Here is a 20,947-nt window from a genome sequence, read left to right on the forward strand (position 1 = left end):
TTCATCCTCCTGCGTGTCGTTCGTCCGGCGTCTATGGCGGCAACGGGCTATTTCGCGTCGACGATCTTCGTCACTTCGTCGCGCGTATAGAGCTTGTTTGCGATGCCGCCCGACGGCGTCTTCGCCAGGACGGCGTCGAGGTCATCGGACGTGACGGCCATCAGCGGCATGCGGATATCGTGAGGGAGCTTCTTGCCGGCCAGCAATTGCTGCGTCACCCAGAATGCGAAGGTCGAGCAGCCGGGCGGGATTGTCACGGAGAGCGTCTCGTAGCCGCCGCTTTTGTGCTGCTGCGCCCACCACGCGAGCTCCTCCTGGCGATTGCCGAGGATGATGATCGGCGTGGGGCGCCCCGCTTCCTTGATCGCGTTGGCCGCGCCGTAGCCGTCGCCGCCTTGGTCGACGACGCCGTCGATCTTCGGCAGCGTCGGCAAGATGCCGGCCACCTGTTTCTGCGCGACCGTCTGCGTCCAGTCTCCATGTACCGAACCGACGATCTTCAGCCCCGGATACTTCTTGATTTCGTCGACGATGCCGCGATGGATCTCGTCATCGACAGATACGCCGGCCAACCCTCGGATCTCGAGCAAATTCCCTTTACCGTTCAGGCGCTTCGCCATGTAGTCGATCTGCATCGAACCGAGTTGATGGAAATCCACGGCGATGCGGTATGCGCACGGTTCCGTCGCAATGCCGTCGAACGTGACGACGGTGACGCCCGCGGCGCAGGCTTGCTTGATCACGCCGTTGAGCGCGGTGGGCGAGGCGGCGTCGATGGCGATGGCTTTATAGCCCTGCAGGATCAGATTTTGGATTTGCTGCGCCTGCTCGGTGGCCTGATTCTCCGCCGTCGTGAAGGTGGGCGCGGCCGCGACGACGCCTGCTTTGACGGCCGGATCGGCCACCTCGGCCCAGCTCTTGAGCATGGCCTGACGCCAACTGTTGCCGGCGTAGTTATTGGAAAGCGCCACCTTCATCGCCGCCGTGCTGCCGGCGGCCGCGGTTTGCGCCTGCGCTGCGCCGTTGGCGATGAGACAAAACCCGAGAACTGCAGAAGCGAGGTACGAACGCACTTGCTGTCTCCTTTGATCTGATTGGACTGTCCACGCGCAACGCAGTGATGCCGCAAAACTCAAGGTGGCGCATTGGGGACAAAAAGGTCGAGCCTGGTTGACGGCTGGCCTCGATTAACTAATATACTAGTTGAACGGAGATTTGGGTGGAGTTTTCTGCATGCCGCTCTGTGCGAGCGCTGCCCGGCGGGTTAGGAACCGGTCATGTACGCGTCGAACGCCCGTCAGCCCGTAGAATGCTTTCCTCGATCAGGGTGCCGTGCCCCAGGCTAATGAAAACCGACCGTAACGATCCCGAGCAGTTCATCGCGCGCGTGCTGCCTCGCGCTACCTCTCTCGACCGCGCGCAGCCGCTCTCCACCCAGATTTACGATCTGCTGCGCGAAGCGATCATCACGATGGCTGTGTTGCCCTCGGACGTGATCTTCGAGCGCGCGTTGAGCGAAACGCTGGGCATCTCGCGTACGCCGGTGCGCGAGGCGCTGCAGCGGCTCGCCCGCGAAGAGCTCGTGACCATCGCGGCGCAGTCGGGCACCTTCGTCGCGCCGGTGCGGCGCGAGCAGTTCACGGAGGGCGCGTTGATTCGGCGCGTGCTGGAAAGTGCGAGTATTCGGCGCGCGGCGGAAATGATCACGGCGCGCGAGCTCGATGTCTTGCACGACATTCAGGAAGCTCATCGGCGAGCGATCGAACGGGACGACCCCGTGGAAGCGATACGGCAGGACAACCGGTTTCATGCGGCGGTGGGGGCGGCGGCTCGTTTGCCCAAGGTATTGCAATTGATCGACTTGGTCAGGGCGCCTATCGATCGGGTGCGTTATGTGACGGCGCGCGAGCCGGAAGAAGGGGCGATGACACTTGCCCAACACCAGCGTGTACTCGACGCCTTGGCCGCGCACGATCCCGATGCGGCGGAACGAGCGCTGCTCGCGCACCTCGATGATGCGCTGCTGCGGCAACAGCGCGTATTTGACGCGCATGTCGGATTGTTCGAGGGGGAAGCGGGGCGGTGAGGCGCGCTAGCGTCGCTCGGGATCTCGGCAAGATCGATTCGCCCTGTGGCGGAAAGAATCGACGCGTGGGCGTTACAACCCTTAATCCCATGTGGATTCGGGCTTGCCAGTGACGCGTTTGTATACTGTCGGAGATACGGTCAATAAGCGGTGACCGTACCGAGACATCAATAGACGATGCACAATGAATCGGAACCGCTATGGCGTCGTTACGGCGGAAAACGAATCTGGGAGAATCTCCTCCCTGCCAGGATCGCGCGCCGCTCGACGTCAGAAGCCGAGTCAATCAATCCCTGTTGCTCGAGAAACATAAGGAAGGCGCGGGTAGAAACCTTGCGACAGCTATCCGGCAGCAGAAAACTGGCGCGGGCGATCTTGTGATCCTCGAACAAGAAGACACCGGTTTGATCGGAGGCAAGGCCGAACTCGCTCATCGCTTCTTGTATCGACAGTTCGCCGAGATTAGCTTTTCGGACGGGCGAGGCTGCGTCCGCTTGCTTGTATCGTCGATAGACGGTCGTTTCGAGAATTGGGATGCTGTTGGCGCGTGTCCATGCGGCGATGCGAGCGCTCGTAGGGGTCTCATTGCGCGTGACCTCATGCAGTCCCATGTCGACGAGTGCAACGGTCCATCCCGGTTTCAGCAGCAAATCGAGTGCATCGGCGTAGGCAAGCGTGATCAATGGCCCCGCGTCAGGAAGCAGAGTAACGGCTTTGTTACTCGCCATGTACTAACCGCGCAGCGCGTTGAGGTCATCTACCATGTGACGCGTGCTCGACTCCGGCAAGCGCGGCATGGGCAAGTGGGCCTGCGCCATCAGTAGGAACAGGTCCTCGTCGCTGTCGATATTCAACGTTTTCATCGCTAGGCGGTCATCAATGCGGCCAAGCGAAAAGTCGAGGAGGGTGCGAAAGTTCTGGTTGCCACCAGCCTCCGCTGCTTCGAATGTTTCCACGAGATAGCGCAGTTCGGCGTTGAACAGTGCGTTAATGGACGTGTCTGACTTCGCCGCGAGAATTTTCGCGCGCTTGAGCAGGTCGCGATCGACTGAGCCTGTGAAATTCACGGTGTCGGCCATGATCGGAGTCCTCTAAAGATTAGGTCGATGAGTTTAGCACATAAATATGTGTTGCACGGGTTTATGTGCTGCAACTATCCGAGCGTCCGGTACTGAGCAAGCGGCAGTCCGTCGCACTCGAGCATCTCGTTGTATGCCCGCACAAAGTCCGCGTATCTAGATACCCACTGGTGGTCAGTTTGTGCCTGTACCGCTCGTTGGATCGCCCGTTCGCATGTCTGCGAAACGTTGATGCCGAATTCCTTCGCGTCCTTGTCGCCTTCGTCCGGCAGGCTCAGGTCGGTAGTGCAGTCCGGAACGGATGGACTCCTCGGCATGATGTAGGTCGCGGTGGCTGCCTGATGGATTCGATCATAGCCGTCTCGAAACGGCGTCGCTCAAAGATTGATGGATCGATCCCGCACCACCGCGTAGGTCGCCTAACGAGGCATTCTCCAATTTGCTGTTGCCTGCTTGGGCTACGGAGCAAATGCCTAGCTCCTCCACACGGTCCGGCTCGACGAATTATGATCGTCCCGTGGGCGCGGCAACCGACAACATCCTTTCGACATACCGCGCAATCAAGTCCACTTCGAGATTGACCTGGTCACCGGTTTTTACGTTCTTGAGCGTGGTGACTTCCACCGTATGCGGGATCAGATTGATCGAAAATTCCGTACCGTCCTCGCGATCGTCGACGCTATTGACGGTCAAGCTCACGCCGTTCACGGTGATCGAGCCTTTATACGCGAGGTAGCGTCCGATATCGCGTGGCGCGAGCACGCGCAGTTCGTGCGATTCGCCCACCGGCGCGAAGCGCGTGACGGTGCCCAGCCCGTCGACGTGTCCTGAGACGATGTGGCCACCGAGCCGCTCATGGGCGGTCAATGCTTTTTCAAGGTTGACTTCGCCGGGCGCAGCCAAGCCGACCGTGCAATTGAGACTTTCTCGCGAAACATCGACGTCGAAGCTGCGGGTGGTTTTTTCCACGACCGTCATGCACGCACCTTGAATCGCGATGCTGTCGCCGAGTGCGACGTCGCTCAGATCGAGCGTCCCCGCTTCGACCGTCAGCCGCACGCCGGCCGCTGCATCGGTTCCCAAGGGCGAAACTGCTTCGATGCGGCCCACGGCCGCCACGATTCCGGTAAACATCTTGATGCGTTCCTTGTCAGTTCAGTGCGGCGCCGACGGTGTTTGCAATCGCGCCAAAATTCTTAAATCGTCCCCTACGCGGTCCACCGAATGAAATGCGAGCCGGGTCCGCGCATCGAGCGTGGCAGGCGCCGCGACATCGAACATACCGGCCGAACCCGCACCAAGCAGGCTAGGCGCCAAATAGACGAGCAATTCGTCCACGCACCCTTCGCGCAGTAACGAGCCGTTGAGCTTATGGCCCGCTTCAACGTGCAATTCGTTGATGCCGCGCTCCCCAAGCCGTTTCAACATCGCGGGCAAGTCCACCTTGCCATGTTCGTTGGCCAACGGCACCACTTCCACGCCTCGCGCCGTCAATGCCTCGGCGTGGGCCGCATTGCGCTCGTCGATGGCGCCGCAAAACACGAGCGGGGGCGGGCCCTCTAGCAGCCGCGCCGAGAGCGGCACGTCGAGGCGGCTGTCGATCAGAACACGCAACGGCTGACGGGGCGTGTCGATCCCGCGCACGGTCAGCTGAGGATCGTCCTCGCGCACGGTGCCGATGCCCGTCAGAATCGCGCACGCCCGCGCACGCCAAGCGTGGCCGTCGGCCCGCGCGGCTTCCCCGGTGATCCACTGGCTTTCGCCCGTCGGCAACGCCGTGCGGCCGTCGAGCGAGGCCGCGACTTTCATCCTGACCCACGGGCGCGCGCGCGTCATGCGCGATACGAACCCGATGTTCAACTCGCGCGCTTCATTGGCCAACAAGCCGCAGCGCACGTCGATGCCGGCGTCGCGCAGCATGGCCAAACCGCGGCCCGACACTTGCGGGTTCGGGTCTTCCATCGCCGCGATCACGCGTTTGACGCGGGCATCGATCAGCGCATGGGCGCAGGGCGGGGTGCGCCCGAAGTGGCTGCAGGGCTCGAGCGAAACATAGGCCGTGGCGCCTTGCGGATCGTGGCCGCGCCGCCGGGCATCCTTGAGCGCCTGCACCTCGGCGTGGTCTTGGCCGGCCGGCTGAGTGAAGCCTTCGCCGATGGGCAAGCCGTCCTTCACGAGCACGCAGCCCACGCGCGGGTTGGGCGTGGTCGTGTACATGCCGCGGCTCGCGAGCGTCAGCGCGCGCTGCATGTGGATGAAATCGGCTTCCGAGAACATGAGCGGGGCCTGGCTATGCCGGTTGTGCGGCGAACGCGCCGCGCGCGGCCGCGATCGTTTCGTCGATCACGGCATCGTCGTGCGCACTCGATACGAAGCCGGCCTCGTAGGCCGAGGGCGCGAAGTACACCCCCGCGTCGAGCATCTGATGGAAAAACGTGTTGAAACGTGCGATATCGCTGCGCGAGACATCGGCGAAGCTCGCGGGGACTTGCTCGGTGAAATAAAGACCGAACATGCCGCCGACGGCGTCCGCGCTAAACGCGACACCCGCGTCGCGGGCCGCCGCGGCCAAGCCGTTCGCGAGCCGGGCCGTTTGAGCCGATAGCCGCTCGTAGAAACCGGGTGCTTGAATGAGTTCGAGCGTCTTCAACCCGGCCGCCACGGCCACGGGGTTGCCGGAAAGCGTGCCCGCCTGATAGACGGCCCCTTCGGGCGCGAGCAGCGACATGATGTCGCGTCGGCCGCCGAACGCCGCCGCGGGCATTCCGCCGCCGATGACCTTGCCGAGACACGTGAGGTCGGGGGTGATGCCGTACAGCGTCTGTGCGCCGCCGAGTGCCACGCGGAATCCGCACATGACTTCGTCGAAAATCAGCACGGCGCCATGATGCGTGCACAAGCGCCGCAATGCTTGCAGGAACTCGGGGTTGCCGCGCACGAGGTTCATGTTGCCGGCGACGGGTTCGACGATGACCGCCGCGATCTCGTCGCCGAAAGCGGCAAACGCCTCTTCCAGCGCCTGGGTGTTGTTGTATTCGAGCACGGTGGTGTGCTTCGTGATGTCGGCCGGCACGCCGGCCGACGTCGGATTGCCGAACGTCAAGAGGCCCGAGCCGGCCTTTACGAGCAGGCTATCGGCATGGCCGTGGTAGCAGCCCTCGAACTTCACGATGCGATTGCGCTGCGTGAAACCGCGCGCAAGCCGCAATGCGCTCATCGTCGCTTCGGTGCCGCTCGACACGAGCCGCACTTTTTCGATCGACGGCATGAGCTTGCAGATCTCCTCGGCGATCTCGATTTCGGCCTCGGTCGGTGCGCCGAAGGAAAAGCCGTCGGCCAGTACGCGTTGGACGGCTTCGAGCACTTGCGGATGCACGTGGCCGACGATCATCGGCCCCCACGAGCCGATGTAATCGATGTAGCGCTTGTCTTCGGCATCCCAGAAGTACGGGCCGTTCGCGCGCTTGACGAAGCGCGGCGTACCGCCGACCGAGCGGAAGGCACGCACGGGCGAATTGACGCCGCCGGGGATGGTGCGCTGAGCGCGTTCGAACAGAGCTTGATTACTGGACATGGGTGAAATTCGCTTCGAAGAAGGACCGGCCATGCTGGGCAAGCGCGTAGAGGCGGCGGATGCGGCCGGTGGGATCGCGCCAATTGTACCGAACTAGCGCAAGCGAGGCGCGCACGCCGGGGTGTCCTAGTACGAACGGAGTAGGCGAGCGCCGGCGCCACGCCAATAAAAAAAGCGCCCACGAGGGGCGCTTTGAGTATGCTGCGCAACCTTGGTCCGGCGGGCCGAAGCCCAGCCGGACGAGAGGTTGTTGTGCTTAGAACTTGTGACGGATGCCGACGCGGCCGAGCACTTGGTTCGACGTCGTGCTGGCACCGCCGAGGACGCCAGCGTAGATGTCGGCGCCCACACCGGCCTTCATCGAGTGGCTCCACACGCCCATTGCATAGACGTCGGTGCGCTTCGACAGACGGTAGTCGGCGATCAGGTTGAATTGGCCGTACTTCGGCTTCAGTTTATCCCCGGCGGCATTAGTCGTAATGGCATCGACCTTGCCCGTGGTGAACGTGTAGCCGGCGCCCAACGTCGTAGCCGGCGTCAGGCTGTAATTACCCCATGCTTCGAAGCTATCGAAGCGGGTCGTTTGACCTGCGGCGAGTGCGTCGTTGAAACGAACGTCCGAGACGTTGAGACCGAACTGAGCCGGGCCGAATTGGTACGTTGCACCACCGCTGATCGACTGCATGTTGCGCGGCGTACCGACGAAGTTCCAGATCCCGCCGGAGCCGAAGTTTGCGTCGTTGCCGACCGTACCCGACGAAACGCCCGGGTTCTTCGCCAGGAAGTAGCCAGCACCGATGTACAGCGGACCGCCCGAGTAGTTCAAGCCAGCGCCGATCGTGCTTTGCGCGCCGAACGAACCAGCCACGCCGCCGAAGCCGTAGAACAACTCGCCTTGAACGCCACCGAAGCGCGGCGAAACGTACTTGACCGCATTGTTCACGCGGAAGCCGTTATCCGTATTGTCGATGTCGCCCGGGTGCGAGAACAGAGCGCCCCATTGGCCGTTGAACGTCGTCGGTTGCGCATTGTCGACCACCGGGTCGTATTGACGGCCGAGGGTCAGCGTACCGAATTGGTTGTTCGTCAGACCGACGTAAGCTTGACGGCCGAATTCACGACCGCCTTGGCCGAGGTTGCCGTTTGCGACGTTGAAGCCGTTTTCCAATTGGAAGATCGCCTTCGTGCCGCCGCCCAGATCTTCAGAACCCTTCAGGCCCCAACGGCTGCCTTGCACGATGCCGCTGGCCATGGCCCACTTGCTGGCGCCGCCGGCGTTGTTCACGTAGTTGATACCCACGTCGATCACGCCGTACAGCGTGACGCTGCTTTGTGCAAACGCCGGTGCCGTGAAGGCGCCCAACACAGCCAGTGCGAGAAGCGATTTTTTCATCAAATAGGTCTCCGAGACGTTGAGTTGCAGTGTGAGCAACCCGGATTAGGTAATTCGTTGCCGCGGACTTTGCCGCCTCTTGGGCAGTTCGCGCCGCAGCGGGGTCCAGGCAGTCGAGGCGATACTAGGCATCTAACCCCCGTACCCTTATTAGTAGAAACACTAGTTGCCGCCGATTATTGCGAATTTTGGAACGCAGTAATTCGAGGGCTGGCGCCTGCTGTCCCTTGACAGACAAGGGAAGGAGTGAAAGTGGTTGCTTAATAGTGTGTGCAAGGTGTTGCGCGCATGCGACACCCGTCAGATCCCGATTGTTGCGAATACGTTGAAGAAAAATCGACGTTTTGTCGGGGCCTGGGCCGGCTGTCTCGTTGCAGTGGGCCCGGGCCGAAGCGATGGTCCGCCTCAACCTATTCGTATGAACATTGATCCGTGCTTGGGTTTTCCATGCTCCGAGCATGAAAAAACCCGCGGCGCTTGGGGCGGCCGCGGGTTCGTTTGGACTGCTAACAGTCGCGCCGAGCGATGCCGGCGTACTCGCCGGCGTCAATCGGCCGCGGAAGAGGCGGCTCCGTGACTGAGCCAATCGAGCACGGCCGAGGCGTCGTCCGTGCCGACGCTGCGTGCCGTCGCCACCGCCTGCGTCATCTCGCCCGTCGGCTCGGCGCGGCGGATCGCCACCCCGACGGCCAAAATGTCGATCATCACGAGGTGCAAGATGCGCGAAATCATCGAAAGCTGCGATTCGCGGATCTCGATGTGGTCGGTTTCGAGCGCGACCGTGGCGCGCTTGGCAAGCGGGGTATTGCTCGACGTGATGGCGATCACCTGCGCGCCGGCTTGCATTGCGACGTCGAGCACGCGCAGCAACTCGGGGGCGCGGCCCGACTTCGATACCGCGACGATCACGTCGCCCTTGCCGAGCAGCGCGGCCGACGCGGCTTGCATATAGAGATCGCCATAAGCGATCGTCGGGATCCCGAAGCGGAAGAACTTGTAGTGCGCGTCTTGCGCGACGATGTTCGAATTGCCGAGTCCGTAGAACTCGATCCGGCGCGCGCCGTTGAGCAACTCGATCGCGCGCTCGACATGCTCGAAGTTCAGATGCTCGCGCAGCTGCAAAATCGCCGAGACCGTATTGTCGAGCACCTTCGCGCCGAAATCGGTGGCCGTGTCGCCCAAATGCACTTGGCTATGGCTAACCGGGATCGTGCCCGTCAGACCCGTCGCGAGTTTCAGCTTGAAGTCGGAGAGGCCTTGGCAGCCGAGGGAGCGGCAAAAGCGGATGACCGTGGGCTGGCTGACGTCGGCCTTGCGCGCGATATCGACGATCGGATCGCTGATGATCGAGCGCGGATGATTGAGCGCGAGATCGGCCACGCGGCGCTCGGCCGGGGTCAGCGCGTCGCGCATCTGCCGAATTCGCTCGAACACGGCCGACGAGCCGCCGCCGGCACGATTCGATAGCTGTTCGGCCAAGATCGCCGACACGCCGAGAAACGCCGGGTATTCGGCTGTAATGACATAGGTCGGCACATTGGCCAGATACGTCTCGAAGCGGCCCTTCGCTTCGAAACGCTGGCGGAACGAGGAGCGCGTGAAGAGCTCGCCGAGCTTGAGCACCACGCCGCCGCCGATGTAGATGCCGCCCAGCGCACCGAGCGTGACCGCGAGGTTACCGGCGAACGTACCCAAAATCCCACAGAAGCAATCGACGGCTTCGAGCGCAAGGGCATCGCCCGCATGCGCCCGTTCGACGACATAGGCCGGATCGACCGTCGCCGCCAAACGCTTCTTGTCGCGAGCGGCCAGCGCGCGATAGATGAGCTCGATGCCGGGGCCCGCCGCGACACGCTCGAACGAGACGTGCGGCCACTTCTTGCGCGCGTATTGCAAGACGAGGTCCTCGCGCTCGTCCATCGGCGAGAACGTGGCGTGACCACCCTCGCTGCCCAGCGCGATCCAACGATCGTCGGCCGGGATCAGGCCCGAGACGCCGAGGCCGGTGCCGGGGCCGAGCAGCCCGATCACGCTGTTTTGCCGGCGGGCGCCGCCGCCGACTTGCATCCGTTGAGCGTCGGTGAGCCCGGGCAGCGCCATCGCGAGCGCCGTGAAATCGTTGACGACGAGTAGGGTGTCGAAGCCGAGCGCGCGCCGGGTCGCCTCGATCGAGAACGCCCACTTGAAGTTGGTCATGCTGACCTGGTCGCCGTCGACCGGGTTCGCGATTGCGATCGCCGCGTGATTGACGTGTCCGATCTTCGTGTCTTTCAGGTACTTCTTGAGCACGTCTTCGATCGTCGGATAGTCGGCGCACGGGTAGACGCGGATCTGAGTGATTTCCCCGGGTTCGGTCTCGAGCGCGAAGCGCGCATTGGTGCCGCCGATGTCGGCGAGCAGCCGCGGACCGTCGGCGTGCTGGCGTGCGCCGGGTACCGAATGAGCTTTATTTTGCAGACCAGTAGACATCGAGTCTGACTCCCTTGTCGTTTGCCAGCTTCGAGATGGCGTTTTCTTGCGGCGCCGAGGCGGCCGCTTTAAGAATGTCGAGCTTGCGTTCGCCCGAGATCAAAAGGAACAGCCGATCGATACCCTTCAGCGCGGACATCGATAGGCTGACACGTGCGTGTGGGGCCGCGCCGGGATGGACGCCGACGTAACGATCGGCCGTTCCGAGCGCGTGTGCCCACTCGCCGGCCGGGGCATCGGCGAAGAGCGACGCCGTATGGCCGTCTTCGCCCATGCCCAGCACGGCGACGTCGGGGAGTGCGTAGGATGGATCGGCGTTGAGCGCGGCGATGCGTGTTTCGAGCGACACCGACACGTCGACGAGCGGCGCGAAGCGCGCGGCCGCCGCGCCGTGCGTGAGCAACGTTTCGCGTACGAGGCGCGCGTTGCTCGCGTTGTCGGTTTCGGGCACCCAGCGGTCGTCGACGAGCGTCACGTCGACACGCGCCCACTCGAGCGGCTCGAGCGCGAGCGCCTCGAAAAACGGGCGCGGACTCGTGCCGCCGGAAACGGCGAGCGTGGCGCGCGCCCCGAGGGCCGTGGCAAGCGATGCGCCGAGCGCGCCGCTCACCGCCTTGGCCAGCGCGCCGGCTTGAGCGCGCGGGTCGTCAAAAGCGTGAAGCTCGATCACTTCTCCTCCAGACTACTTTTTGTATGTTCACCATCGCCGGCAGCGCCGTGGCGTTGCCTCGCCGATTGTTTGAACCAACCGTTTAGTTCTCTTCCTCGAGCCAGCAGGTGCCGTGTTGCGCGAGCATGGCGCTGGCGGCCGCGGGGCCCCAAGTGCCTGCCGCATAGGGCTTCGGCGGCTTGTTCGATGCGGCCCATTCGTTGAGGATCGGTTCGACCCAGCGCCAAGCGGCCTCTTGCTCGTCGCGCCGCACGAAGAGAGCGAGGCGTCCGTTGATCACGTCGAGCAGCAGGCGCTGATACGCCTCCATCTGACCTTCCTTGAAGAACTGATCGAACGCGAGATCCAGGTGCACGCTCGACAGATTCATCCCTTCGCCCGGTTGCTTGGCGAGGCAGTACAAGCGAATCGATTCGTTCGGCTGCAAGCGGATCACGAGCCGGTTCGCGCCCGGCCGCAGCGCAGGCGCGCCGAGCGCCGAATGCGGCACCGGCCGGAAATTGACGACGATTTCGGCGACGCGCTCGGCTAGACGCTTACCGGTGCGCAGGAAGAAGGGAACGCCGGCCCAACGCCAGTTCTCGATCTCGACCTTCAATGCGACGAACGTTTCGGTGGCGCTTTGCGGCTTTACGCCGTGTTCGGTCGCGTAGGCCGGCACCGAGGTGCCCTTGATGACGCCCGAATGATATTGGCCGCGCACGGCGATCTTCGAGATGTCGCGCGTATCGATCGGCTTGAGCGCGCGCAGCACGCGCAGCTTTTCGTCGCGGACCGAATCGGAATCCATCGAATGGGGCGGCTCCATCGCGACGATCGACAACAACTGCAACAGGTGATTTTGCACCATGTCGCGCAGCGCGCCCGTGTTGTCGTAGAAGTCGCCGCGTGCCTCGACGCCGAGTTCCTCGGCGATCGTAATTTGAATGCTCTCGACCCATTCGCGGCGCCACAGCGGTTCGAACAGCGCATTGCCGAAACGAAGCGCGAGCAGATTCTGCACCGGCTCTTTACCGAGGTAGTGGTCGATCCGGTAGATCTGCTCTTCGGCGAAGATCTCGCCCACCGCGTCGTTGATCGCGTTCGAGGAACGCAGATCGTAGCCGAGCGGCTTCTCGAGCACGATCCGCGCGTTCTCGTTCAGTCCCACCGAGGCCAGTGCGCGGCAAATCGGCACGAAGAGAGACGGCCCCGTGGCCAGATAGAACACGCGCGTGCCGGCGTGGCCGTCGAGCGCGTCGCGCAGCAGCGCGAAATCCTCGGGCTTGCCCAGATCGAGCTTGACGTAGGCGATCCGCTCCAAAAAGCGCTGCCAGACGCTTTCGTCGAGGCCGCCCTTCGAGACGTAGGTCTTGACGTTGCTATTGACCCATTCGATGTAGCCGTCACGATCCGCCGCGTGGCGGGCGACGGCAACGATCTTGCCGTGCTCGGACAGCATGCCCGCGCGGTGGGCCTCGTACAGCGCCGGAAGGATCTTTCGCATCGACAGATCGCCAGTCCCGCCGAAGAGAACGAAAGTGAAGCCTGAGTCGATTTGCATGAGTCTTGAACCGAAGTCTAAGGGTTGCGGGGCGCGATTCGAGGAACGGCTGGGCTGGTTGGCTGCTCGAAGTTGCGACGTCTTGTAGCGCGATAAAAATAATTTTGACACTGAATTGTAGTTTAACTACAATCCAAATCAAGAGGTAACGTTGATCGAATGCAAAAACCTTGCGCCGAACGGGTTCGGCGGGAAGGTTGCAGGCGGCGATCGACGGCAGCGCGCCGCGTGTCCCCATTCGTTTGTATCGCGCGTGCATGTTAGCAGCGCGGTTTGCATGGCGCTGCCTCCCCGAGTTCGATCCGCGCGACGCGGGCGAGCCGAATCAAAAGAGGAGACAGTCCAAGCTTGGAAGCACGCATTTCCTGACGATCCTTCGCGGCCGCTCGGCGCTGCCGGCACGTACGTGCCCGAGTCGCGGCGCGGTCACATCCAGTGTTGTTGTGTTGCACCCAACCACCGTTCCCCGGCCATAAGAAGAGGGGAGCACTCGTTACTTGGTCAGTAGTCTGGAGGAGATAAAGAATGAAAGTTCGCGCGATCATGGCTGCGCTGTGCGCCACGGGGCTGATGCTGGGCGTGTCGGCGGCTCAGGCGGGTGAATCCGTCGAAGTGCTGCACTGGTGGACCTCGGGCGGTGAATCGAAGGCCATCGGCGTCCTGAAGGACGACATGACGAAGCAAGGCTATACGTGGAAGGACTTCGCGGTTGCGGGCGGTGCGGGTGCGGCGGCCATGACTGCATTGAAGACGCAGGTGATCTCGGGCAATGCGCCGAGCGCCGCGCAGATCAAGGGCCCGCTGATCAAGGAATGGGCGGACCAAGACGTTCTCGTGAATATCGATTCCGTCGCGAAGGAACAAGACTGGAAGAAGAACCTGCCGCCGCAGATCGACAAGATCATGCAAGCCGACGGCCACTACGTCGCGGCGCCGTTCTCGGTGCACCGCGTGAACTGGCTGTACATCAACAAGGCCGCGCTCGATAAGGCCGGCGGCAAGGTGCCGACGAACTGGGACGAGTTTTTCAAACTGGCCGACAAGATGAAGGCGGACGGCATCATGCCGATCGCGATGGGCGGCCAGCCGTGGCAAGACTTCACGGTGTGGGAAGACGTGGTGCTCTCGCAAGGTCCCGCTTTCTATAAGAAGGCGATCGTCGATCTCGACCAAAAGACGCTGACCTCGCCGCAGATGGTCCAAGTGTTCGACACGGTCCGCAAGCTCACGACGTACTTCGATAGCGCACGTACGGGCCGCGATTGGAACCTGGCAACGGCCATGGTCATCAACGGCAAGGCCGGTATGCAGTTCATGGGCGACTGGGCGAAGGGCGAGTTCGCGAACGCGAACAAGAAGGCCGGCACGGATTACGTCTGCGCGCCGGTGCCGGGTACGGACAAGGCCTATACGTTCAACGTCGATTCGTTCGTGTTCTTCCAGCAGAAGGGCCAGAAGGCGGCAACGCCGGGCCAGATCGCGCTCGCCAAGACGATCATGAGTCCCGACTTCCAAAAGCAATTCAGCCTCTACAAGGGCTCGATCCCGGTTCGTCTGGGCGTCGATATGAGCAGCTTCGACGATTGCGCGAAGAAGTCGTACGCGGATGAGCAAACCGCGATCAAGGCCGGCGGTTACGTGCCGTCGCTGGCGCACGGCATGGCTCAAGGCGATGCCACGGCCGGCGCGATGAGCGACGTCGTGACGAAGTTCATGAACTCGAAGGAATCGTCGCAAGACGCAGTCGCCGCGCTCGCCAAGGCGGCAATGACGAAGTAAGCGTAGTTCCGGGGGTGGCCAGCGCTGCGCGAGGCCGCCCGCGTCACTCAAGCCGGCCACGCGCTTTCATCGCGTTTGGATCGTGCGCGGCCGGCGTGCAAGCACTCAGGAGTCGAGTAGTGGCTGCCTCTCTCAGCGGCAAAGGGAACAACGTGACGCACGTACCCCACCGCACATCGTCTATTTCGGCGCTCGCCGACCGCTGGATCCCGAAGCTCGTGCTTTCGCCCAGCGTGGTGATCAGCCTTGTCTTTGTCTACGGCTTCATCCTGATTACCGGCTATCTGTCGCTGTCCAAGTCGCGGCTGATGCCCAACTACACGTTCGCGGGCTTCACGCGCTACGACGAGCTGTTTCAAAACGACGTCTGGTGGACGTCGGCGAAGAACCTCGGCTGGTTCGGTATTCCGTTCATTGCGGTTTGTATCGGGCTCGGCCTGTTCCTGGCTATCTTGCTCGACCAGAAGATCCGTAGCGAAGGCGCGTTGCGCGCCGTGTTCCTGTATCCGATGGCGCTGTCGTTCATCGTGACGGGCACGGCTTGGCAGTGGATTTTGAACCCGGCGCTCGGCCTTGAAAAAGTGCTGCACGACTGGGGCTGGACGAGCTTCTCGTTCACGTGGCTCGATGATCCGGACAAGGCCATTTTTTGTATCGTCATCGCCGCCGTGTGGCAATCGACGGGCTTCGTCATGGCGCTGTTTCTCGCCGGCTTGCGCGGCGTCGATGCGGAAATTTTCAAGGCGGCCCAAGTGGACGGCGCGACGCTGCCCACGATCTACCGCAAGATCGTGATCCCGAGCATGCGTCCGGTGTTTTTCTCGGTGCTCTTGATCCTGTGCCACATCACGATCAAGACGTTCGATCTCGTCGTCGCGCTGACGGCCGGCGGCCCCGGTACGTCGTCGTCGTTGCCCGCGATGTTCATGTACACGTTCTCGTTCAACCGCGGCCAGCTCGGCGTGGGCGCCGCATCGTCGATGATGATGCTGGCCACCGTCGTTGCCGTACTCGTCCCGCTCATGTATTTGGAATCGAGGAGCACCCGCAATGCAGCCTAAGATGACGATTAGTCGAGCGTTCATTTACGCTGCGCTTGCGCTGTTCGCGCTGTATTTCCTGTTTCCGCTCTACGTGATGATGTCCACGTCGTTCAAGGATCTCGATCAACTGCGCACGGGCAACCTGCTCACGCCTCCGTCGCACTGGACGTTCGCGCCGTGGGTGAAGGCGTGGAGCGAGGCCTGCACGGGCGTGCGTTGCGACGGTATGCGTCCGTTCTTCATGAACTCGGTGCGCATGGTCATCCCGGCCGTCTTGATTTCGTCGATCGTGGGCGCGTTCAACGGCTATGTGCTGACCCACTGGCGTTTTCGCGGTGCCGACGCCGTGTTCACGATGTTGCTGGTCGGTTGCTTCATCCCGTTCCAAACGATCTTGCTGCCGATGGCGCGCATGCTCGGGGCGATCGGGATCTCGAACACGATCACGGGGCTCGTGGTGGTACACGTCGTCTACGGGATCGCATTCACGACGATGTTCTTCCGTAACTTCTACGTGAGCATTCCCGCGGAACTCGTAAAGGCCGCCCGTATCGACGGCGCCGGCTTCTTCATGATCTTCACGCGGATCTTGCTGCCCGTGTCGCTGCCGATCTTCATGGTCTGCGTCATTTGGCAATTCACGCAGATTTGGAACGACTTCTTGTTCGGGATCGTGTTCTCGGGTGTCGATTCCATGCCGATCACGGTGGCGCTGAACAACCTCGTGAATACGTCGACGGGCGTAAAGGAATACAACGTCGACATGGCCGCGGCCATCATCGCGGCTTTGCCGACGCTCCTCGTGTACGTGATCGCCGGCCGCTACTTCGTGCGCGGCCTGACGGCGGGCGCGGTGAAGGGCTGATTGGACGTTTCGTTGCGCTGAGCGCGGCGCACAGCGCGTCGCGCAGCGCATAAAAGCGCATCGCATATATCGAAAGCAGAGCAGATTAAAGGATTTTCAGCATGGCAAGCCTTTCCATCCGCGACGTATACAAGACCTATCCGAACGGCGTGCCCGTCCTGAAGGGTGTCGACATCGAAATCGAGGACGGCCAGTTCTTGATTCTCGTCGGCGGCTCGGGGTGCGGGAAGTCGACGCTGCTCAACATGATTGCCGGTCTCGAGACGGTCACCAAGGGCGAGATTTGCATCGACGGCAAGGTCGTCAACAACCTGTCGCCGAAAGATCGCGATATCGCGATGGTGTTCCAGTCGTACGCGCTGTACCCGTCGATGACCGTGCGCGACAACATCTCGTTCGGCCTGAACATCCGTAAAGTGCCGAAGAAGGAGCAGGCGCAGATCGTCGATCGCGTCTCGCAGATGTTGCAGATCGATCACTTGCTCGATCGCAAGCCGGGGCAGCTCTCCGGCGGCCAGCGGCAACGCGTGGCGATGGGCCGCGCGCTCGCGCGCGATCCGGTGATGTTCCTGTTCGACGAGCCGCTCTCGAACCTCGATGCGAAGCTGCGTATCGAAATGCGCTCGGAGATCAAACTGCTGCACCAACGCCTCGGCACGACGATCGTCTACGTGACGCACGATCAGATCGAAGCGATGACGCTCGGCGATCGCATCGCCGTGATGAAGGACGGTGTCGTTCAACAGTTCGGCGCGCCGCAAGAGATCTACGATTCGCCGTCGAACCTGTTCGTGGCGGGCTTCATCGGTGCGCCGCCGATGAACTTCATCGAAGGCAAGCTCGTCGAGCAAGGCGCGGGCATCGGCTTGGAAATCGATACGGGTGTCGAGCGCAGCGTGCTGAAGTTGCCGTTCGAAGCGAATCGCGTCAAGTCGAACGTCGGGCAAAAGGTCATTCTCGGTTTGCGCCCGGAGCGCCTGACCGATGCGCGCGGCGCGCACGATGCCAATAGCGCCGATCTGCAGCCGCTGACGGTGAAGGTCGATGTCATCGAACCGACGGGACCGGACACGCTCGTGTTCGCGCAGATCAACGGCAAGCGCACCGTGAGCCGCGTGCACCCGGCATCCAATCCGCAAGCGCAGCAAAACATGACGCTGCTCGCCGATGTGTCCAAAGCCGTATTGTTCGATCCTTCGACGGAAGCACGCATCGCCTGATGCACTAGCGATACTTGCGAGGTCGAGCGGGGCGCGTAACGCGCCCCGCGACCGGAGTTGCGCGCAACGGCCGCATGGTTCTCGCAGTGCCCCGGGTTCATCATTTCATCGCTTAACCGTCCTATCTTTTGACCGATCTATTCAGATCGGTCGGCTTGGGTTTCAGGTAATTAGGACTACTAATTACCGTAGTTGTTCGTCAGTTGCTTTATCTGCTTTCGAGTAGTTCGGCAAGACCCGAGCGCGTACGCGACGCCCGGGGACGACGACGCGCCACGCCATTCTCCCTCGGTATTCGGAGCGCTTTTTAGGCGCGTCTTACGACAACTCCTTACGAGAGAGAAGAGGGCCGTGAAACCAAGAACCGTTTTGCATCTAGCCGCTGCATCGAGCGCTGCCCTATTGATCGGCATCGCTCATGCCAGCACGTCCGGAGAAGCGTTCGGCAGCCCCGGCGCCACCGCGGTCCACGGGCCCGCGCAAAAGTCGTTTCTCGGCACCGCCGTGGGCAGTAGCGGGTCGTCGCTTTATTTCACCGGTTATCGAGGGGTCGTCTCCGAGGTGTACTACCCGGTGCTCGACACGACCGAATCGGTGGACCTTCAATTCCTCGTCGGCGATACCGCTAAGACGTTCGTCGACGAAGAAAAAGTGCAGCCCTATACGGCTGCGCAGACCGATTCGCGCACGATGAGCTGGCAGGTGACCACGAGCAACAGTGCGCACAACTGGCAGATCACGAAGGTGGTCTATGCCGATCCAACACGCAATTCGCTTATCGAGCGCGTGACGTTCCAAGCGTTGAACGGCACGACGGTGGGTAATTACAACTTGTACCTTCTGTTCAAACCCCATCTCGACAATGCCGGCTCGAACAACACGGCGCTCACGCAAACGGCGTCGAACGGTCGTGTGATGCTGGTCGGAAATCACAATTCGCGCTATTCGGCGCTTGCCGCGTCGCTGCCGTGGAAAGTGCAGAACGGCGCGACGATGGTGTCGAACGGCTTCGTGGGCCAAAGCGACGGTTGGACCGATTTGCTCGGCGGCGCTTCCGCCGACAAGACGATGGACTGGACGTATTCGTCGGCGACGAACGGTAATATCGCGCAGATGGGCTGGCTCGATTTCGGCGGCAGCAGTGCGACGAGCGTTTCGTTCAATGTCGTGCTGTCGTTCGATAGCGCCTCGGCCGCCAACGCGATGAATACGGCCAACGCCACGCTGGGCGATAACCTCGACAGCTTGCGCACGCAATACGACGCGGCGTGGCACAACTATGCGGGCGGTCTTTCGACCCAGAACGGCACGGCCGACAACGAGTACTACCTCGCCGCGATGACGCTCAAGACGATGCAGGACAAGAGCAACGGCGCGATGATCGCGGGCATCGGCACCCCATGGGGCGAATCGCAAACCGACAGCAACAGCGGCGGTTATCACCTCGTATGGCCGCGCGATCTGTTCAAGTTCGCGAACGCGCTGATCACGGCCGGTGACACCTCGACGGCCACGACGGTGGTGAACTACCTGTTCAACACGCTGCAGCAAAAGAGCAATTGCGGCACCGCCGAGTACAACGCATCGGGATGTCCGCAAGGCTACAGCCGGGTGGGGCGCTTTCCGCAAAACGCCTGGGTGAGCGGCGTGCAGTACTGGCAGGGCACGCAGATGGACGAACAAGCGATGCCGATATTGCTCGCATGGCGGCTCGGCCCGAGCGTGTACAACGCGCAGTGGGCGAACATTCGCTCGACGGCCGACTACATCGTCGCCACTGGGCCTTGGACCTATCAGGAGCGGTGGGAAGAGAACTCGGGCTATTCGCCATCGACGATTGCCGCTGAGATCGCCGGCCTCGTCGCGGCCTCGCAAATCGCCCAGGCGAACGGCGATACGACGCGCGCGGGCAACTACCTGGCCGCCGCCGATTATTGGCAGCAAAACGTCGCGGCGTGGACCTATACGAATACCGGCCCCTACGGTAACGGCCACTACTACATCCGCATCAATCCGTCGACCATGAGCGGCACGGGTGCGGGGCCGCAGGTCTACAACGCGTCTTCGGGGCCCGATTCGGGACAGACGTTCACCGTCAAGAACGGCGGCGGCACGCAAGACGAGCGCGCGGTGGTGGACGGCGGTTTTCTCGAACTCGTGCGCATGGGCGTCAAGCGAGCGAACGATCCGACGATCGCGAACACGTTGTCGGCCTACGACGCGGTCGTCAAACAGAGCGTGAGCGGTCAGAACCCCGCCTGGTTCCGCTACAACTTCGACGGCTACGGCGAGCACAACGACGGCAGTCCTTTCGACGGCACGGGTGTCGGCCGGTTGTGGCCGATCTTCACGGCCGAGCGGGGGATGTACACGATCGCGAGCACGGGCGTGGGCAGCAACGGCACGTCGTATCTGAACGCCCTGAAGACGTACACGACGCCCGAGGGCTTCATCCCCGAGCAGATCTGGCCGAACACGACGACGCTGCCCGGCGGTTGGCAGGTGACGACGCCATCGGGCTATCAAGTGGGTTCGCCCACGAAGTCGATGGCGCCGCTCAATTGGGCGATGGGCGAGTACATCAGCCTGCTGGCGTCGATCCAAGCGGGCAAGATCGTCGATATTCCGTCGATCGTCTGCGCACGCTATAGCAACTGCGTCGTGCCGCCGGCGAGCGGGCAAGTCGGCGTCTCGGTGAATGTGACGGCCAATACGCAATTGGGCCAATACCTGTATGTGACCGGCAATACCGCCGCGCTCGGCAACTGGAATACGAATCTCGGCCTGCCTGTCGATCCGTCGAACTATCCGGTGTGGAAGAACTCGGTCGATTTGCCGGCGAGCACGACGGTGCAATACAAGTACTACCGCAAGAATGCCGACGGCACGGTGACCTGGGAGAACTACCCGGGCGGCGGCAATCGTTCGGTGAGTACCCCGGCGTCGGGCAGCGTCGCGCTGAACGATACGGTGTCTTGGTAACAAAGCGGGGCAGGGCCTACCTGTCGTCGCCCCGCCCTGGTGCGCCGCGTCCCAACGCGGTGCGCCGAGATCGCACGAATGTGCGCTCCTCTCTTCGCATTCGTTCCCGCTGTGGCCGCAAAGGCCCGTGCCGCGGCCATCGGCATGTAACTTGCCTAAATCGGTTCGTACCCTGAGGGGGCGACCGGTCCAGCTATTCGACCGGACGGCGGGAGGCGACCGCGTGCGGCCGCCTTCATCGAAG

General features: G+C 62.3%; 17 protein-coding genes. 6 read left to right on the forward strand and 11 right to left on the reverse strand.

Annotation, left to right across the window (positions count from 1 at the left end; genetic code table 11):
* Nucleotides 1–47: 47 nt before the first annotated feature.
* Entirely contained in the window at nucleotides 48–977 is a 930-nt protein-coding gene (locus C0Z18_RS14465) for an ABC transporter substrate-binding protein (protein WP_102646257.1), read from the reverse strand.
* A 368-nt stretch (nucleotides 978–1,345) separates the two neighbouring features.
* Here C0Z18_RS14465 and C0Z18_RS14470 point away from each other — a divergent pair, with 368 nt between their 5' ends.
* Nucleotides 1,346–2,086 (forward strand): GntR family transcriptional regulator, encoded by a 741-nt coding sequence (locus C0Z18_RS14470; RefSeq protein WP_102646115.1) that lies wholly within the window; start codon nucleotides 1,346–1,348, stop codon nucleotides 2,084–2,086.
* A gap of 209 nt (nucleotides 2,087–2,295) precedes the next feature.
* On the opposite strand, the gene C0Z18_RS14475 is transcribed toward C0Z18_RS14470, so the two are convergent.
* The 10 genes from C0Z18_RS14475 to zwf all read right to left on the reverse strand — a co-directional run bounded on the left by C0Z18_RS14475 (nucleotide 2,296) and on the right by zwf (nucleotide 12,814).
* Nucleotides 2,296–2,814 (reverse strand): hypothetical protein, encoded by a 519-nt coding sequence (locus tag C0Z18_RS14475; protein ID WP_102646116.1) that lies wholly within the window; start codon nucleotides 2,812–2,814, stop codon nucleotides 2,296–2,298.
* A gap of 3 nt (nucleotides 2,815–2,817) precedes the next feature.
* Entirely contained in the window at nucleotides 2,818–3,165 is a 348-nt protein-coding gene (locus tag C0Z18_RS14480; RefSeq protein WP_102646117.1) for a hypothetical protein, read from the reverse strand.
* Nucleotides 3,166–3,239: 74 nt separating this feature from the next.
* Nucleotides 3,240–3,482, reverse strand: coding sequence for a type II toxin-antitoxin system CcdA family antitoxin (locus tag C0Z18_RS14485; RefSeq protein ID WP_102646118.1), 243 nt, complete (start codon nucleotides 3,480–3,482; stop codon nucleotides 3,240–3,242).
* 187 nt (nucleotides 3,483–3,669) lie between these two features.
* Nucleotides 3,670–4,299: a riboflavin synthase gene (locus C0Z18_RS14490; RefSeq protein ID WP_102646119.1), complete on the reverse strand. Its 630-nt coding sequence runs from the start codon at nucleotides 4,297–4,299 to the stop codon at nucleotides 3,670–3,672.
* A gap of 21 nt (nucleotides 4,300–4,320) precedes the next feature.
* Nucleotides 4,321–5,442 carry a bifunctional diaminohydroxyphosphoribosylaminopyrimidine deaminase/5-amino-6-(5-phosphoribosylamino)uracil reductase RibD gene (gene ribD / locus C0Z18_RS14495; RefSeq protein ID WP_102646120.1) on the reverse strand — a complete coding sequence of 374 codons (1,122 nt, stop codon included), beginning with the start codon at nucleotides 5,440–5,442 and terminating at the stop codon, nucleotides 4,321–4,323.
* 13 nt (nucleotides 5,443–5,455) lie between these two features.
* On the reverse strand, nucleotides 5,456–6,739 hold the full coding sequence (hemL, locus tag C0Z18_RS14500) for a glutamate-1-semialdehyde 2,1-aminomutase (protein WP_102646121.1): 1,284 nt from the start codon (nucleotides 6,737–6,739) through the stop codon (nucleotides 5,456–5,458).
* A gap of 256 nt (nucleotides 6,740–6,995) precedes the next feature.
* Entirely contained in the window at nucleotides 6,996–8,132 is a 1,137-nt protein-coding gene (locus tag C0Z18_RS14505; protein WP_102646258.1) for a porin, read from the reverse strand.
* Between the two features lie 546 nt (nucleotides 8,133–8,678).
* On the reverse strand, nucleotides 8,679–10,601 hold the full coding sequence (locus C0Z18_RS14510) for a bifunctional transcriptional regulator/glucokinase (protein ID WP_102646122.1): 1,923 nt from the start codon (nucleotides 10,599–10,601) through the stop codon (nucleotides 8,679–8,681).
* Nucleotides 10,579–11,271 carry a 6-phosphogluconolactonase gene (pgl, locus tag C0Z18_RS14515; RefSeq protein WP_102646123.1) on the reverse strand — a complete coding sequence of 231 codons (693 nt, stop codon included), beginning with the start codon at nucleotides 11,269–11,271 and terminating at the stop codon, nucleotides 10,579–10,581. The genes C0Z18_RS14510 and pgl overlap by 23 nt, the downstream gene beginning before the upstream one ends.
* Nucleotides 11,272–11,353: 82 nt before the next feature.
* Nucleotides 11,354–12,814 carry a glucose-6-phosphate dehydrogenase gene (zwf, locus tag C0Z18_RS14520; RefSeq protein ID WP_102646124.1) on the reverse strand — a complete coding sequence of 487 codons (1,461 nt, stop codon included), beginning with the start codon at nucleotides 12,812–12,814 and terminating at the stop codon, nucleotides 11,354–11,356.
* A gap of 525 nt (nucleotides 12,815–13,339) precedes the next feature.
* Here zwf and C0Z18_RS14525 point away from each other — a divergent pair.
* From C0Z18_RS14525 to C0Z18_RS14545, 5 genes are all read left to right on the forward strand, one after another.
* Nucleotides 13,340–14,593, forward strand: a complete 1,254-nt coding sequence (locus tag C0Z18_RS14525) for an ABC transporter substrate-binding protein (protein ID WP_102646125.1) — start codon at nucleotides 13,340–13,342, stop codon at nucleotides 14,591–14,593.
* 119 nt (nucleotides 14,594–14,712) lie between these two features.
* Nucleotides 14,713–15,654, forward strand: a complete 942-nt coding sequence (locus C0Z18_RS14530; protein ID WP_102646126.1) for a carbohydrate ABC transporter permease — start codon at nucleotides 14,713–14,715, stop codon at nucleotides 15,652–15,654.
* Complete coding sequence (locus C0Z18_RS14535; protein ID WP_102646127.1) at nucleotides 15,644–16,501, forward strand: carbohydrate ABC transporter permease; 858 nt, start codon at nucleotides 15,644–15,646, stop codon at nucleotides 16,499–16,501. The genes C0Z18_RS14530 and C0Z18_RS14535 overlap by 11 nt, the downstream gene beginning before the upstream one ends.
* Before the next feature lie 101 nt (nucleotides 16,502–16,602).
* Nucleotides 16,603–17,721: an ABC transporter ATP-binding protein gene (locus C0Z18_RS14540; RefSeq protein ID WP_102646128.1), complete on the forward strand. Its 1,119-nt coding sequence runs from the start codon at nucleotides 16,603–16,605 to the stop codon at nucleotides 17,719–17,721.
* Nucleotides 17,722–18,072: 351 nt separating this feature from the next.
* Entirely contained in the window at nucleotides 18,073–20,703 is a 2,631-nt protein-coding gene (locus C0Z18_RS14545) for a glycoside hydrolase family 15 protein (protein WP_102646129.1), read from the forward strand.
* Nucleotides 20,704–20,947: the final 244 nt, after the last annotated feature.

This window comes from Trinickia dabaoshanensis (assembly GCF_002879885.1).
Lineage (GTDB): Bacteria > Pseudomonadota > Gammaproteobacteria > Burkholderiales > Burkholderiaceae > Trinickia > Trinickia dabaoshanensis.